At 39.9% G+C, this 16,541-nt stretch carries 11 protein-coding genes and 1 tRNA gene; 9 read left to right on the plus strand and 3 right to left on the minus strand.

Annotated elements, in window-relative coordinates; translation table 11 throughout:
* Positions 1-170: 170 nt before the first annotated feature.
* Complete coding sequence (locus BLS32_RS14550) at positions 171-1,196, minus strand: LacI family DNA-binding transcriptional regulator (RefSeq protein WP_091397428.1); 1,026 nt, start codon at positions 1,194-1,196, stop codon at positions 171-173.
* 225 nt (positions 1,197-1,421) lie between these two features.
* On the opposite strand from BLS32_RS14550, the gene BLS32_RS14555 reads away from it, so the two are divergent.
* The 4 genes from BLS32_RS14555 to BLS32_RS14570 all read left to right on the plus strand — a co-directional run bounded on the left by BLS32_RS14555 (position 1,422) and on the right by BLS32_RS14570 (position 10,190).
* Entirely contained in the window at positions 1,422-4,406 is a 2,985-nt protein-coding gene (locus BLS32_RS14555; RefSeq protein WP_091397431.1) for a SusC/RagA family TonB-linked outer membrane protein, read from the plus strand.
* Between the two features lie 22 nt (positions 4,407-4,428).
* The gene (locus BLS32_RS14560) at positions 4,429-6,039 is read left to right on the plus strand and encodes a RagB/SusD family nutrient uptake outer membrane protein (RefSeq protein ID WP_091397435.1); all 1,611 of its coding nucleotides are present in this window, start codon (positions 4,429-4,431) and stop codon (positions 6,037-6,039) included.
* 60 nt (positions 6,040-6,099) lie between these two features.
* Positions 6,100-7,251 (plus strand): SusE domain-containing protein, encoded by a 1,152-nt coding sequence (locus BLS32_RS14565; protein WP_091397438.1) that lies wholly within the window; start codon positions 6,100-6,102, stop codon positions 7,249-7,251.
* Between the two features lie 62 nt (positions 7,252-7,313).
* Entirely contained in the window at positions 7,314-10,190 is a 2,877-nt protein-coding gene (locus tag BLS32_RS14570) for an alpha-amylase family glycosyl hydrolase (protein WP_091397441.1), read from the plus strand.
* Between the two features lie 69 nt (positions 10,191-10,259).
* Here BLS32_RS14570 and BLS32_RS14575 read toward each other — a convergent pair whose 3' ends face one another.
* Positions 10,260-11,822: a hypothetical protein gene (locus tag BLS32_RS14575; RefSeq protein ID WP_091397444.1), complete on the minus strand. Its 1,563-nt coding sequence runs from the start codon at positions 11,820-11,822 to the stop codon at positions 10,260-10,262.
* A gap of 180 nt (positions 11,823-12,002) precedes the next feature.
* Between BLS32_RS14575 and kaiC the strand changes: the two genes are divergently transcribed.
* The 5 genes from kaiC to BLS32_RS14600 are packed head-to-tail and all read left to right on the plus strand — an operon-like array spanning position 12,003 to position 15,979.
* A complete protein-coding gene (gene kaiC / locus BLS32_RS14580; RefSeq protein ID WP_245699478.1) occupies positions 12,003-13,706 on the plus strand; it encodes a circadian clock protein KaiC in 1,704 nt (567 codons plus the stop codon).
* Positions 13,703-13,993: a circadian clock KaiB family protein gene (locus tag BLS32_RS14585; protein ID WP_091397447.1), complete on the plus strand. Its 291-nt coding sequence runs from the start codon at positions 13,703-13,705 to the stop codon at positions 13,991-13,993. Before kaiC ends, BLS32_RS14585 begins: the two co-directional genes overlap by 4 nt.
* Positions 13,994-13,998: 5 nt before the next feature.
* Positions 13,999-14,301: a circadian clock KaiB family protein gene (locus BLS32_RS14590; protein ID WP_245699479.1), complete on the plus strand. Its 303-nt coding sequence runs from the start codon at positions 13,999-14,001 to the stop codon at positions 14,299-14,301.
* Positions 14,301-15,563 carry a PAS domain-containing sensor histidine kinase gene (locus BLS32_RS14595; RefSeq protein ID WP_091397450.1) on the plus strand — a complete coding sequence of 421 codons (1,263 nt, stop codon included), beginning with the start codon at positions 14,301-14,303 and terminating at the stop codon, positions 15,561-15,563. The genes BLS32_RS14590 and BLS32_RS14595 overlap by 1 nt, the downstream gene beginning before the upstream one ends.
* An 8-nt stretch (positions 15,564-15,571) precedes the next feature.
* Positions 15,572-15,979 (plus strand): response regulator, encoded by a 408-nt coding sequence (locus BLS32_RS14600; RefSeq protein WP_091397453.1) that lies wholly within the window; start codon positions 15,572-15,574, stop codon positions 15,977-15,979.
* Positions 15,980-16,461: 482 nt separating this feature from the next.
* On the opposite strand, the gene BLS32_RS14610 is transcribed toward BLS32_RS14600, so the two are convergent.
* Positions 16,462-16,534, minus strand: a tRNA-Phe gene (locus tag BLS32_RS14610).
* Positions 16,535-16,541: the final 7 nt, after the last annotated feature.

The raw sequence follows: 16,541 nt of genomic DNA on the forward strand, positions 1-16,541 counted from the left end.
AAGCGCGATGCTTATCAAAACTTACTTGATTTTCGAAGTAAAGTATAAGCTTTGATATTGGCCGTAAATATAGGATAATTTTTGTTTTAAAAATTGTTTTTTGGATTTTAACACTTTTAAAAATCGAAAAATATCAGATTAAGTATTTGTAAATTAAACGTTTATGTAAACTACAACGTTGGCGTAGATTCTCTGACCACCAAATGGGTTTCGATGACTTCGGTTTTGTAATGTTCCTCTTCTTCATCTTCGGATTCGAGCCTTTCGATAAGCATCTTGGCTGCTTTTGCGCCCATTTTGATTCCGTTTTGGCTTACCGTCGTGATGCTTGGAGATGAATATTTGGAGATGATTCCGTCAGTAAAACCGATGACGGCAATGTCTTCAGGCACTTTCAATCCGAGTTTTCCTGCGGCTTTAATGGCGGTAACGGCAAACAATTCATTGACTGCAAAAATCGCGTCGACTTTGTTGTTTGCGATTAAATTTTCGATCTGATCGGCACAATTATCGATGTCTTCAATACGCAAAATTAAGTTTTCATCTAATTTGATTTCGTTGTTATGAAGCGCTTTCGTGTAGCCTTCAGTTCTCAATTTACCAACGCTGACGTAATCTACGGTGGTGATCAGTGCAATTTTTTTAAATCCGTTGTCGATCAAACTCTGAACTGCTTCAAATGCGGCGAGGTTGTCGTCGATAATCACTTTATCACATAAAATATCGTTCGTTACCCGGTCAAACATTACGACAGGCATGCCTTGGTTGATAACTTCTGTAATGTGGTGAAAGTCCTTTTTATGCTGGGTTTCTTTGGATAAAGACATGATGAAACCGTCAATGCTTCCGTTGGCAAGCATTTCCATATTGATGACTTCTTTGTCAAAAGATTCGTCCGAAAGACAAACAATTACATTGTATCCGTTTTCGTTCGCAACATGCTCAATTCCGCTGATGACGGTGGCAAAAAAATGGTGTACGATTTCAGGAATAATGATGCCGATGGTCTTGGTTTTTTTATTCTTGAGGCTCAGCGCGATCAGGTTGGGTTTGTAGTTGTATAATTTGGCGAAAGCCTGCACTTTTTGGCGAGTATCTTCACTGATTTCCGAGCTGTCGCGAAGTGATTTGGAAACAGTTGAAATAGAGACATCCAATTCTTTTGCAATTTGTTTCAGAGTGACTTTCCTTTTCATGGGTTTTCTGTAGTATATTGATTTGCGAATAAAGATAAATTTAATTTTGATAAATCGAAATTTTACGCCTGAAAATGTGCTAATTCAGGAAAGTTGTCAACACGAAAACGTTTTCGCAACACAATTAACAAGGTGTAAATTGCAGCATATTAAATTTTGGTTAATTTTAACATTCGAAGTATAAGTATTAAGCTCAAAAAACTAATTCTAACTTAAACAAAATGTATGAAAACAATTTATAACAAGTTGTTATTTTTATTCCTACTGCTTCCATTTAGTGTGTTGGCACAGAGCACATTAACCGGAACGGTTCTTGACGGAACGTCAAAGCAGCCGCTTCCTGGCGTAAACGTAGTAGTTCAGGGGTCTGCAACAGGAACCCAAACCGATTTTGACGGTAAATTCCAGTTGGCAAATGTGAAAAAAGGCGATGTGGTCGTTTTTTCTTATTTGGGTTACACCAACTCAACAATTACTTATTCAGGGCAAACCAATTTATCGATTAACCTTGCAGAAGAATCAAACCAACTTCAGGAAGTTGTGGTTCAGGTAGGTTATGGTACCGTTAAGAAAAAAGATGCCACGGGAGCGGTCACAGCCATTTCTTCCAAAGACTTCAATAAAGGACTGAATGTAACTTCAGAAAGCTTAATCAGCGGCCGTATTTCTGGTGTTAATGTTACTACGGGAGGTGCTCCTGGAGCAAAAGCAGACATCAGGATCAGAGGAGGTTCTTCACTAAATGCTTCGAATGATCCGCTTATCGTTATAGATGGTTTGCCGATGAGCAATGCCACTCCAAGCGGAATGACCGGAATTTTATCAACTTTAAATCCAGATGATATCGAGAGTTTTACAGTGCTTAAAGATGCTTCTGCTTCTGCGATTTATGGTTCGCGTGCAGCAAATGGGGTAATTGTAATCACTACGAAAAAAGGATCAAAAGGATTAAAAGTTTCTTTTAACTCACAGACCAGTATTAGTGTCGTCAATAAAATGGTTGATGTGCTTAGTGCTGATGAATTCAGAAAATTTGTCACCGAGAGAGGTACGACAGCCCAGATTGCTGCCATGGGAACAGCCAGCACGGATTGGCAAAAGGAAATTTTTAGAGATGCTATCGCAACAAACAACAATATTTCTGCCAGTGGATCTTTGTTTGACCGAGTGCCTGTAAGACTTTCTGTTGGAAACACAGCTACTCCTGGAGTTTTGAGAAACACAAACTTTGAACGTACAACGACTTCATTGGCTTTAAACCCAACATTCTTTGATAACCATTTAAAAATTGATATTAGCGGTAATATCGCCTTTGGGAAAAACCAATTCCAGGATGAAGGAGCTGTAATTGGATCTGCAATTGCATTTGATCCAACACAATCTGTTTATGATTCTTCTTCACGTTACGGTGGTTATTTTGAATGGCTTGAGGCGAATGGTGATGTGGCACTTTTGCCGGCAAAAAATCCAGTTGCAAGACTGAACCAAAATGACAGACGTGCAACTTCTACAAGGAAATGGGGAAATATCCGATTGGATTACCAACTTCCGTTTTTTGAAGCCTTGAGAGCAGTTGTTGAAGGAGGTATCGATAAAATCAACTCAAGTGGTTTTGAAACCAATAGCACGACCAGCATCAATGGATATCAGCCAATTGCATTCTCTGCGGCCAGTGCATCAAAACCATGGGAAGATTTGGGAGATTACAGCAGCTATACTGATGACCGCCAGAATAAAAACTTAAATGCTTATTTAAATTATGTTAAGGATTTTGGCAAATTTAGGGTTGATGTAACTGGTGGTTACAACTATCAGTTGTTTCAAAGAGAAGGTTTTTCTAGCGGAGCTACAATAAGACCAAATCCACAATCAGATGTAACTACCGATCCGGATATTAATTTACAATCTTATTTTGGACGTGTGAATTTAGGATACAATAGCAAATATTTGCTTACTGTAAACTATAGGAGAGATGGAACTTCCCGTTTTTCTGAAGAAAACAGATGGGGTAATTTTGCTGGAGGTGCTTTAGCATGGAATATTTCTGAAGAATCATTTCTTAAAGGAAATAAAACCATTTCTGCTCTTAAATTAAGGGTTGGTTATGGAGAAACAGGACAGCAGGACATTTCTGCGCAATATGATTATCTAAGAAGGGTAACATTAGGAGGGCCAAGTTCTAATTACATTTTTGGACCATACTCTTACCGCGTAGCCAGAACTGAAGGATACAACCAGAACATTAAGTGGGAGGAATTGAAAGAAACGAATGTTGGTGTCGATTATGGATTTCTGAATAACAGGATTACCGGTTCGATAAACTATTTCGATAAAAAATCAAGTGACCTTTTAGCAGACATTGCTTATCCCGACGGAGCCAACCTAAGAAATAGCGGTTTTGCAAACATCGGAAGTTTGGAAACAAAAGGTGTAGAGTTCTCTATCAACTCGGATGTTATTAAAACCGAAAACTTAAACTGGAATGTAGCATTCAATACAACATACATTGATCAAAAAATTACAGATCTCGGAATTACTGTTCCTGGATTCACGGGCTATGAAACCGGCGATAATATTTCCGGAGGTAGCGGCAACAAAATCAAGATCAACACAGTTGATTATGCACCAAGTGCATTTTATGTTTACGAACAGGTTTATGATCAAAACCACAGACCAATACAAGGCGTATATGTAGACAGAAACGGCGACGGCGTAATCAATGTAGATGATAAATACAGATACAAAAAACCTGCAGCAGATTATACTTTTGGATTGTTTAGTACTTTAAATTACAAACAATTGGATTTCACAATGAGCTGGAGAGCAAGTTTAGGAAATTATGTTTATGACAATGTAAGTTCAGATCATGGCTATGCGAATGCAGCACTTACAAGACAGAATGATTTGGCTAATATCACAACAGATTATTTTAATACAGGATTTACATTTCAAGATAACGGAACATCAAGTTATCTTTCAGATTATTACGTTAAAAATGCATCTTTTATCAAATTGGACAACGTGACGTTGGGTTATACCCTAAACAAATCACTGTTAAAAAGTGTTTCATTGCGATTTTCTGCAGGTGTTCAAAATGTACTCACGATCACAAAATATGACGGGATTGATCCTGAGAGGTTTTCAGGTGTTGATGGATCCATTTACCCAAGAGCAAGAACATACATTTTTGGGGTAAATGCTAACTTTTAATAAATTATAAAAAAATAAAAAAATGAAAATTTCATTAAAAAAGACTTGCTATTTGCTCCTATTCGTTTTAGGGGTAAATATGACATTTACTTCGTGTACCGATGATTTAAATGTAACGCCAAAAGATGACGATGAATTTTTGTCGGACGACTTTTTTCAAAACCCGGATTCATATAAACAAGTACTTGCAAAATTATATTCCGGACTTTATGTAGGAGGAAATGATGGTGATGGGACTGCAGATATTGGTGGAATCGGAGGTGATTTTAGTAGCTACTTGAGGCTGTTGTTTGTTACTCAGGAACTTCCTACAGACGAGTCGATCATTGCTTGGGCAGATGGTAATTTGCCTTCTATGAATACCCAAACCTGGACTCCTGGAAACGAATTCTTATATGGTACTTTCTCAAGATCATTTTATGAGATCAGTTTGGCAAACGAATTTTTGAGACAAACTACTGATGAAAAATTAACTTCAAGAGGCGTTCCAGATGCATTGAGAGCAGACATCCAGTATTTCCGTGCAGAAGCCCGTTTCTTAAGAGTTTTTGATTACGTTCAGTTGATGGATTTGTTTGGAAATGTGCCAATTACCACAGAGGCTGACCCGGTTGGATTTTATTATCCGGTTCAGAAATCCAGAGCTGAAGTGTTTGCTTTTGTCGAAAGCGAATTGCAGGATCTTACAACAAAACTTGTCGATTCTAAACAGAATGAATATGGCAGGGTCGATAAAACGGCAGCTAAATTTCTTTTGGCACAAGTATATCTGAATGCAAAAGTGTATGTCAATGCAGACAAGAATACAGAAGCTCTGTCATTGTGTAACGACATTATCGCCAACTCAGGATATATATTTAAATCAACAATCCCATACGCATATCTGTTTTCTGCAGACAACGATAGAAATGGTGCTCAGGAGGAAATTATTTTTCCTGTCGTAAGTGACGGAAATGTGATCAGGGCTACCGGAGGCGGAATGAGCTTTATCATCCATGCGTCAATCGGAGGGTCTATGGTTGCATCATCACTGGGTATGGATGGTGGTTGGGCAGGAACCAGAACTAGAAAAGAATTTGTTCAGTCATTTCCGTCGAATTTTAATGACGATGTAAGAGCAACTTTTTACAAGTCCGGACAAGCACTCGACATTACAAATATTTCAACATTTACAGATGGATATGGTGTGAATAAATTCATCAATGTAAATTCTGATGGAACTGCTGCACAGCGCAACGATATTCCTGACACAGATTTCCCAATGTTTAGAATGGCAGATGTTTATCTAATGTATGCTGAAGCAACTTTAAGAGGTGCTGCAGGAGGAAATTTAGCTACTGCAGTTAATTATGTAAATGCAATCAGAACAAGAGCTCATGCTACTTCGGTTGCAAACGATGCCAATTTCAACCTGGATTTCATCCTTGCTGAAAGAGGCCGCGAGTTATTCTGGGAATGCCACAGAAGAACCGATTTGATCCGTTTTGGAAAATTCTCGGGCGGTTCTAAGATCTGGCAATGGAAAGGTGGCGTAAAAGAAGGTGCTGCAACAGAAGCATACAGGGATCTAATGCCAATCCCATCAAAAGCGATTCAGGCCAACCCTACTTTACGTCAGAATACAGGATATTAATCTTAAGATAAACGGCGATTGGACAAGTCAAACGCCGTTTTTTAAAAAACATAACATACAATGAGAAAAATTTTAAATTTAATAATTTTAGCATCTTGCATCGCTACATTAAGTTCATGTGAAGATGATAAAGATCCTGTAACTGTAGCAAACGGTTTTGAAATGCGCAGTTCAGCTATTCCGGCACCGTTCGCATTATTGCCAATCAATGATGCCAATAAAGTGATTTCAATAACATGGGATAAAAGTGATAATGGTGTTGCAAACCCGAATGCCACTTATACCATTGAGATCGCTGCTTCAGGAACAAATTTTGCAGCTCCTTTAACAATGAATAATGGGGCTAATGTCGTTCCTGCTTTTTCATATGATTTATATGTTTCGGAGTTAAACAAACTTGCAAACCAGCTTCCAACTTATGTCTGCGGTCAAGAAATGACGGTAGACATTCGTGTGAAATCGGTTTTAGGAAGTGGATTTGCCAATGCATTTGCACAGTATTCTTCAAATTTTATCACACTAAAGTTTACACCATATTCAACGCTATTGCCTACAATGCATTTTGCAACTGTTGCACCGTCAGCTACCGCGACTGCTAATTTGGCATCCTCATCTATACTTACTTCAGACTATGAAGGGTATATGTGGCTTGAGCCGGGCGCTTACAAATTCTATAAATCAAATTCTTGCGGAACTTTTGAAACTCCTGTAGTATACGGAGGTAATGGTACTGGTACGATTGCTGAAAATGGCGCAGCTTATCAAGTTGTCACTGCAGGGTTTTATTTAGTCAAAGCAGATTTAACAGCCGCTACATACTCAGTTAAAGCGGTTTCATGGAATTTCTTTGGACCTGCTAAAACTTCATTTACTGGTGCAAATACGGCATTGGTTTATGATCCTGCTTCAGGATTATGGAAATCGTATAATTCAGCCGCATCAACGTCGGTAGTAACACTAGGAGGCGGCTTTGGAATTCAATTCAGGGCCACTGCGACACCAGCAGCATCAGGTATTGTTCTTGGAGCATATGATCCTGCTAAAACCGGTGACCAATATGCAGGTCCTACAATGAGTTATGGAAATAGTCTTGACGAAGCTTACTTGTTTGTACCTGGAACCAGAACCCCAAGGGTAAACAGCGGTTTCATAGTTACATTGGATTTAAGAAGCCCTAGAAATTACAAATACTCAATTACACCAGCGCCTTAATTGCGTTACAATCTTATTAAAGGGCTGTGTTTTACAGCCCTTTTTTATCTTAAATACCACTTATGAGAAAAAATATATTATTAAGCTTACTGCTCACGCTTACCGCATTAGCAGGATTTAGCCAGGTTACCATTACTCCGGCTACTTTTAATGCAACAGACGAGATTACCATCAAAGTGTCTTTTGCAAGCGCAACCTGCAATACGATGGGAACGGCGCCAACGGCAGTTTATATGCATGCAGGAATCGGAAACGATACCAATGCATTTGGTTTTGCCGTTGTAGGAAACTGGGCCCAGGATGATGGGGTCGGGGCAATGGTAAACAATGGTGATGGTACTTTTAGTAAAACACTTACGCCAAGCACGTATTTCGGACTTACCCCAGCGCAAATATCAAGCGCCACAAAATTGGGAATGGTATTCAGAAGTGCAGATGGAACCAAAACGCTTAAAAAAGCGCCAAGCTGCGGCGATTTCATTTATAATGTCGGTTATTTCCAGTCGGCATTGATTACGCCTGCCGAAAACAGTTCGACGATCATAGCATCAGGCGCAAGCTTGAATATCCAGGCGTCAAACACAAACGGAAACGCCAATTACAATCTTAAAGCAAACGGTGCAAGTATCAATATGACTTTTGGGACACCAAGTTATTCTTATACGCACACGAACATCACTTCGAACCAAAACTACGAACTTGTCATTACACAGGGAACTTCGGTTCAGACTAAAAAATTCTCGGTAATCGTGAATCCTGGGTTGATTTCAGAAGCTTTGCCGTCAGGTTTAATCGAAGGAATCAATTACAACCCAACCGATGCGACAAAAGCGACTTTGGTTTTGGATGCGCCTTTCAAGGATTTTGTTTACGTGGCGGGAAGTTTTAACAACTGGCAGCCAACCGCCGCTTATGCAATGAAAAAAGATCCGTCTTCAACAAAATTCTGGGTAGAAATTTCAGGATTGACACCCGGAGCGATCAACAGTTACCAATATTGGGTTGTAGATACGACACCGGTTTCAGGTTCTCCAATGCTTGTTAAAACAGCCGATCCATTTTCAACATTGGTGCTGTCACCATTTGACGATCAGTACATCCCGGCTGCAAGCTACCCGGATTTACCGCCATTTCCTGTTGGGCCAACCACAGAAGTTACGGTGTTACAAACGGCAAAACCAGTCTACAATTGGCAGGTTACGAATTTCACAAAACCTAAAAAAGAGGATTTAGTGGTTTACGAATTGCTTGTAAGGGATTTTGATTCACACAGGAATTACCAGGACGTAATCGATAAAATCGAATATTTCAAAAGCCTTCACATCAACGCCATCGAACTGATGCCAGTGATGGAATTCGAAGGAAATGAAAGCTGGGGTTACAACACGGCGTTTCACATGGCACTTGACAAGTTTTACGGGCCTGAAAGCAAACTGAAAGAATTGATCGATCTTTTCCACCAAAACGGAATTGCCGTGATTCTTGACGTGGCTTTAAACCACGCTTTCGGAAGAAATCCGATGGACCGCATGTGGATGAGCGATCCTGATGGTGACGGATTTGGCGGGCCAACATCTGAAAATCCATATTTTAATGTAACCGCTACGCACAGTTATAGTGTTGGAAACGATTTTAACCACCAACAGCCAAGAACAAAAACGTATGTAAAAAGAGTGATCGAACACTGGATCAATGAATTTCATATTGATGGTTTCCGTTGGGATTTAACTAAAGGGTTCACCCAGAATTGCACCGGAAGCGAGTCTTGTACAAATAGCTACCAGCAAGACCGTGTTGACGTTTTAAAAGAATATGTCGATTATTCATGGAGTCTTGATCCAACGCATTACGCGATTTTCGAGCACCTTGGCGCTGATAATGAGGAACAGCAATGGGCCAATTACAGGATTAATGAAACGCCAAGCAAAGGGGTAATGATGTGGGGCGAAATGTTCACACAATACAAACAACTGGCTTTGGGTTATGCTGCAGATATCAGCAGAATGGGCAACACTGCCCACGGTTTTACAGCGAAAAGGGTTATCGGTTATCCCGAGAGCCACGACAAAGACCGCGTGATGTATGAAGCATTGAAATACGGAAATCCTTCAGGAACGACGCCTTTGAACAACCTTCCGAATGCTTTGGGACGAATGCCTGCGATTGCAGCCACTTCTATATTGGTTCCCGGCCCTAAAATGATCTGGCATTTTGCCGAATTGGGTATGGATGATTCTATTTACACCTGTTCAGACGGATCAGTGAATACGGAAACTGATGCCACATCAGGCGACTGTAAACTGGCAACCAAACCACAGCCGCAATGGGTAGAAAACTGGACTTCAGATCCTGCAAGGGCTGCAGTTTTCAGCAATTATTCAAAATTGATTGCTTTAAAAACAGGCGAGCCGGTGTTTGAAGGAAATTATGCGATCAGCCCGAATGTGAATCTTTTAAAACAAAGGATTTATATTTATGATGATACCCTGAATGCTTCACAACTGAAAAATGTGGTGGTTTTGGCGAATTTCGCAGTATTGGAACAAACGATCACGCCAGATTTTCCTTACACTGGAACCTGGTATGATCTGATGACAAACACTCCGGTAAACATCACCAGCACGACCGATCTGATCACGCTTCCTGCAGGACAGTTCAAAGTGTATGGGAACAGGCCGAATTCAACGCTTGCGACCAATCGTTTTGAATTGAATAAAGCAGTAAGCCTTGCGCCAAATCCTTCTTCAGGCCAATTCACGATCAATGCCAATATGAGCAAAGTAGACGTGTATACCCTGACCGGGCAATTGGTAAAAACTTTCGCCGGAAAATCACAGGAAACAAATTACAACATCAGCGATTTGTCAAACGGGATCTATCTGGTAAAAGCTACCGATAGCAACAACCGCGAGCAAACCATGAAGCTGATTAAACAATAAAATTTTTGAGTTAGTTGAATTTTATTCCGAAAGGGCCTTTCCGTCAAACGAAAGGCTTTTTCTTTTTAATTACAGCAGGATTTTTTTGAGCCCTTCAGCAATGCTGCGCCAAAGGAAATTGTAAAATGATTTTTCGGGAATTCGGTCAAGTTCGACTTCAGCTGATTTGAGTTCGCCCTTCGTGTCATTCTTCACAAACAAATTACCAAGTGCTGTCAGAAATTTGTTGACTTTTTCGCGGTCGTTTTTGCGGTAAATCTGTACTTTCAAATCGTCATATTTGATTGCAAAATCACCTTTTGCATTGACGTCGTTTCCGGTAAAATTAAAATAGACTTCATTCAGGATGCCTTTTGTCGTTGCATTCATATAAGGTTTTGTAAAAGGAACGATTTTCTGTGCGTCAAAATTCAGGATGCGGCCTTTGATGTTGAATCCGTCGGTTTTATCGAGCACGTTCAGGCTCCAATCGACATTTAGCGGCGATTCTTTCATAAAAATACAATCGATTTTGATCTTCATGTCGGCGAGTTTTTTCTGCTGAAATCCACTGCAGACATTTCGTGCCGTCAGATTGAATTTGGTAAACGTGAGTTTTCCGGCGCCTTTATCAAATGTTTTTTCCTCTTCATATTCCACGATCGAATTCCGCACGGCAAGCGTATCTATTTTGAGGTTGAATTTTAAATTCCGCAACAGGTTGTTGTATAATTTTTTCTTGCTTAGATCATCGGCGGGAATTTTGTTTCGATAGATATTGGCGCCAAGCTGATTCAAAAGAATCTTATCGGCATTGAAGTAAAAAATGGTATCCTTAAATCCCCAATCCATATTTTTGATGTCAATCTCATTGGCGTTTATCGTATAAATGTCTTTTTCCTTTTCGATTTTTCGGACAAATTCCCGGCGCGAATATTCGGGGATCAGATGGAAATCTTTGATGCTCAGGCCGTGGTTCGTCGTTGCTACTTTTCGCGTCATGATGTGATAAAAAGGATTCGCTCGGTAATAAATACTGTCACAACTTAAAGTATAATTTTTATATTGGAACGGAATTTTCTCCGCAAGGATATCATCGGTAATCACAATGCCATCGAGTTGTACATTCACATGTGAAATGCTCAGAATGGCTTTGTCATTCGCGACATTGATGATCTTCACATCGCCATCCTTCAGGATAATATCTGAAACGATAATGATTTTTTCAAAAGGTTTTACAACTTCTGAACCAATACTTTTAGAATGGTCGATTGCTTTTTCACTCTTTTTGTATAAAGCCACTTCGGGTTGTGTAATCGTGATGCTTTTGGCCTTGATCCGATCGCTGAACAACACGCTCCAAATGCTAAAATGGGCAACATCAATGGCTTTAACCTTTGCATAAATTCCGGCTTTGACCTTATCGTCTTTCAAAGCTTTCTTCGGAACCAAAACGACTTCGTCAGCATGAATGCTGCTGTTCCATAACGATACATCAACCGTTTTATAACTGATGTCGTAAGCAGAATTGTTTTTCTGGTTGATGACTTTCGGCAACTGGTATCTGATCCAGAAATTAAGGCCGAAATTTAATAAAATCGCCAGTAAAATCAGGCTTCCCAAAATAATCAGTATTTTTTTTAATCCGCTCATTTAAGCTTTTTTGAGTGTTATTTGATTAAATGTAGCAATAAATAAAACCCTGCAAACTGAAATTGTGATTTTTTTATTACCGATGGTTAAAATGTAATAATTAATTAAAATTGTATTAGACCGGATTGTTTAGAAGCTTTAAATTTGTTTAATTACTTCCATAAAAAAAACCAAACAGGCGTGCGAAAAATAAAACCCTCCAAACCCCAAGATGAAAAATTCTCATTTCCTAAAACTCCAACCGGAGTAGAAGGCCTCGACGAAATTACCGATGGCGGCTTCCCGAAAGGTAGGCCAACACTGATATGTGGCGGTGCAGGCTGCGGGAAAACGCTGTTGTCTATGCAGTTTCTAATTAAAGGAATTACAGATTTCAGTGAGCACGGCGTATTTATGTCATTCGAAGAACCTTCAAAAGATTTGTCACTTAATGTAAAATCATTGGGCTTCGACCTTGATAAACTCAAAGCAGAAAAAAAACTGGTTGTAGATTATGTGCGTGTCGAACGTTCAGAAATTGAAGAAACAGGAGAATACGATCTTGAAGGCTTGTTTATCAGGCTGAACCATGCGATCGATTCCGTCAATGCGAAAAGGGTTGTGCTTGATACCATCGAATCGCTGTTTGCAGGCTTGGACAATCAGGCAATTTTGCGCGCCGAACTTAGAAGATTGTTCCATTGGCTCAAAGAAAAAGGCGTAACGGCAATTATTACAGGTGAACGCGGAGAAGCTACTTTAACGCGACAGGGACTTGAGGAATATGTTTCCGATTGTGTCATTATACTGGATCATCGTGTCATCGAACAGGTTTCCACACGCCGTTTGCGCATCATTAAATATAGAGGTTCTACGCATGGAACCAATGAATATCCGTTCCTAATCGATGAAGATGGTATTTCTGTGCTTCCGATCACGTCATTAAAACTCAACAATGAAGTCTCGTCTGAGCTTGTTTCTACAGGTGTTCCCGGACTTGACACCATGTTTGTAGGTGGCGGATTTTACCGCGGAAGCAACATCCTGATCTCAGGAACTGCCGGAACTGCAAAAACCACGATTGCTTGCTATTTTGCAAATGAACAATGCAAAAAACATGAAAAAACGGTCTTTTTTGCATTTGAAGAATCGCCTCAGCAACTCATTCGCAACATGAAATCGATTGGGATCGATCTCGAAAAACATATCGATAAAGGATTGCTACAGATTCATGCTTCACGCCCGTCATTAAATGGGTTGGAATTACACCTGTTGACACTCAGAAAATTAATTAAAGATTTTAAGCCAACAACCGTTATCCTGGATCCGATCAGCAATTTAATTACCGTTGGAAATGAGAATGAAGTCCGCTCGATGCTCGTCAGGTTGATCGACATGCTCAAGGCGAATAACATCACAGCGCTTTTCACATCGTTAAATAAACAAAACGATAATTTAAGGCCCGATCTTGCCGAAGAATCGGTTTCGTCTTTGGTGGATACCTGGATTACAGTTCGCGATATGGAAGGAATCGGGGAGCGAAACCGCGGAATCTTTATTGTAAAATCGCGCGGAATGGGTCATTCAAACCAAGTCAGGGAATTTGTGATCGGTTCAAAAGGTATCGAGTTGCTCGATGTTGAATTTGGCCCGGAAGGCATTTTAACCGGAGCGGCAAGAAAATCAAATCAATTGCAGCGTACCGTCAAAGCAATGAAACTGCAAAGTGATCTTGATCGCAAGGATCGCGAAATCGACCGCAAACGAAAAGTGCTCGAAGCAAATATTGCAGCGCTTAAAAATGAATTTGAATCGGTGGTAGAAGAATTGGGGATTTTAAAAGCAACTGAAGATTTGCATTCGAAAATCATGATCGAAAACACGCCTAAAACCAAAAAGAAATGATAAAGCAACCGGCAGAATGGCAATTGTTGCTTTACATCGCTGGGCAAACACCCAAATCGATTAAGGCTTTAAGCAACATTAAAAAATACGCAGAGATTCACCTGGAAGGCAAATATTCGATAGAAATTATTGATCTGCTCGAAAGTCCGCAACTCGCGGAAGGCGACCAGATTCTTGCTGTTCCCACACTTGTGAGAAGATTTCCGGAACCGATCCGTAAGATCATCGGGGATTTGTCTAATGAAGAACGGGTGCTTGTTGGGCTCAACATCAAACCCATAAAATAGACCCATTGGAAAATAGCCCTAAAATTGCCGCGAATCCTGAAAAATACACATTTATTCTGTTTGTTTCAGGCATGTCTGTGAAATCAGGCCATGCCATTGAAAACCTCCGGAGTATTTGCGATACATACCTTAAAGGAAACTTCAACCTGCAAATCATCGACATTACGACAGACAGACAATCGGCCGTAGATTATCAGATCATTGCAATACCAACACTCATAAAAACAGGCCCCGGCCAGCCCAGAACGCTGCTCGGCGATTTATCCGATACCGAAAAAGTCCTCAGAATACTCGATATTAAAAGCTGATGGAAAACAACAACCCACATATTAAAGCGCTTCAGGCAGAAATTGACGAGCTCAAAAACCAGCTTTTTGAATCGAACAGCATTATTGAAGCCATACGCGAAGGTGCCGTTGATGCACTTGTCCTTAATAAAAACGGACAGCCGCATGTGTATTCGCTTGAAAGCGCCGATTATACCTATCGGATTTTAATTGAGAAATTTGGAGAAGGTGCGTTGAGCATTTCAGACGATGGCTTGGTTTTATACTGCAATGATTATTTTTCTAAGCTGCTGAAAATCCCCGCAAATAAAATTACCGGAAGTTTTTTTCAGGATTACATGGATTCAGAACGTGAGTTCCAAATGCTCAAATCGGCATTGGCTTACGGCCCGAGCAAAGGGGAAATTACATTGAATGCAGGTGATAAAAAAGTTCCGGTTTATGTATCGCTGACCGACTTGCATCCGAATGTAAATGCAATTGGCGTGGTGGTCACCGATTTAAGTGAAAAGCGCAAACACGAAGAAGCACTGGTCGCTTATCAACGGCAGCTTGAAACAAAAGTGACGGAATTACATCAGACCAATACGAACCTTGAGCAGTTCATCCATGTGATTTCGCATGATTTAAAAGAGCCGATACGGAAAATCGTGACTTATACTTCACATCTAAATGAAACCAAATCGGAGTTGTTTGAAAAAGGCGAACTTCACAACCTCAAGATCGTCAACTCATCGGCTCTAAGGCTGAATTCTTTAGTCGATGATTTGGTAAAATACGCTTTCAGCGCAGTAAAAACGGAAGAAATGGAGGTCGATCTGAACAAAATCCTCAAAGAAGTTTTAGATGATCTCGAACTCAATATCAACGATTATTCGGCTACAATTAAGTTTTCAGAATTGCCGGTCATTGCAGCTTCAAAAGTGCAGATGCGCCAATTGTTTTCAAATTTGATTTCGAATGCGATCAAATACAGTAAGCGCGGAATTCCGCCTGAAATCAGTATTACAGCATCGGTTTCTGAGTTTGTGGATGCGAATAATCCGCAGAAAAAATTCCACCACATTCGTTTGCAGGACAATGGCATCGGAATGGACAAAATGTATTTAACGAAAATTTTTACTATCTTTCAACGCTTGCACATGCGCAACGAATATTCCGGAAACGGTATTGGTTTGGCCATCTGCAAAAAAATCATGGAAAACCATTTGGGAAAGATAAATGTCGAAAGTACGCCTGGAGAAGGCAGCGTTTTCAACCTTTATTTCCCGATTAACGCGTAAAAATTTAGATGATCCAACTCAGGAATTTACACATTCTCATTGCCGAAGACGACTTTGACGACGGCGAAATTATCGAAGCTTCGTTTGGCAAACACAACGCTTTCGCGAAAGTGAGCCTGGTGAAAAACGGCCAGGAACTGCTAGAATTCCTGAAAAATAATGCTGCCGAAACCCCGGATGTGATTTTAACCGACATCAATATGCCCATTCTAAGTGGGATCGATGCATTGAAGCAAATCGTCGACGACAAGGACTTAAAAAGCATTCCGGCATTTGTGTATTCCACAGCAATAAATCCGATTTATGAGGCAAAATGCATGGAAATGGGAACCAAAGGTTTTTTAATCAAGCCTTATAGTTTGGCAGAATATGATGAGATTCCCGGTAAAATATTAGAGATTTTGAGTGAAATTTAAACAGGTTTTTTTGTGGCTGTATTTTAGGTGTCTAAGCAATTAGTAACGGTAAGAGATGTTAATGTTGTTTTTAATACTTATAAAGAAAAGTATAAACAGCAAGATAGAAATCATGCATAAAGCCAATTTAAGTTTATCAACAACTTTTGATCGAATATCTTCGCTGAAAATGATAAAACATAAAATACTTCCAACCAGTAAAAGAGGCAAATTTGCCAAAAGCATTAAATTTACCTTCTTCAAAACTTTTGGTGTTTAATAAAAATATCTCCGATGAAATAATGATGCAATACACTACAATCCAAGGCCAGAATATTCGATTGTATTTGTGGAATTGGTTTGATTTCATCCTTAATAAGTTTTTGCTTGAATTTTGAACACCATTTCTATGAATTTATCGAAAGTTCCAGGTTATATATGCCCTAACGGATTCGATGTGTTCATTAAAACAAAAAACCCGAAACAATTGTTTCGGGTTTGAGTGGTACCTCCAGGGATCGAACCAGGGACACATGGATTTTCAGTCCATTGCTCTACCATCTGAGCTAAGGTACCGTTGCTG

The sequence above is a fragment of the Flavobacterium noncentrifugens genome (genome assembly GCF_900100375.1).
Classification (GTDB): domain Bacteria; phylum Bacteroidota; class Bacteroidia; order Flavobacteriales; family Flavobacteriaceae; genus Flavobacterium; species Flavobacterium noncentrifugens.

Coding starts and splice junctions, on each gene's coding strand:
- BLS32_RS14565 (WP_091397438.1), top strand. CDS start 6,100: ATGAGAAAAATTTTAAATTTAATAATTTTAGCATCTTGCATCGCTACA.
- BLS32_RS14560 (WP_091397435.1), top strand. CDS start 4,429: ATGAAAATTTCATTAAAAAAGACTTGCTATTTGCTCCTATTCGTTTTA.
- BLS32_RS14550 (WP_091397428.1), bottom strand. CDS start 1,196: ATGAAAAGGAAAGTCACTCTGAAACAAATTGCAAAAGAATTGGATGTC.
- BLS32_RS14600 (WP_091397453.1), top strand. CDS start 15,572: ATGATCCAACTCAGGAATTTACACATTCTCATTGCCGAAGACGACTTT.
- BLS32_RS14585 (WP_091397447.1), top strand. CDS start 13,703: ATGATAAAGCAACCGGCAGAATGGCAATTGTTGCTTTACATCGCTGGG.
- BLS32_RS14555 (WP_091397431.1), top strand. CDS start 1,422: ATGAAAACAATTTATAACAAGTTGTTATTTTTATTCCTACTGCTTCCA.
- BLS32_RS14595 (WP_091397450.1), top strand. CDS start 14,301: ATGGAAAACAACAACCCACATATTAAAGCGCTTCAGGCAGAAATTGAC.
- BLS32_RS14575 (WP_091397444.1), bottom strand. CDS start 11,822: ATGAGCGGATTAAAAAAAATACTGATTATTTTGGGAAGCCTGATTTTA.
- BLS32_RS14570 (WP_091397441.1), top strand. CDS start 7,314: ATGAGAAAAAATATATTATTAAGCTTACTGCTCACGCTTACCGCATTA.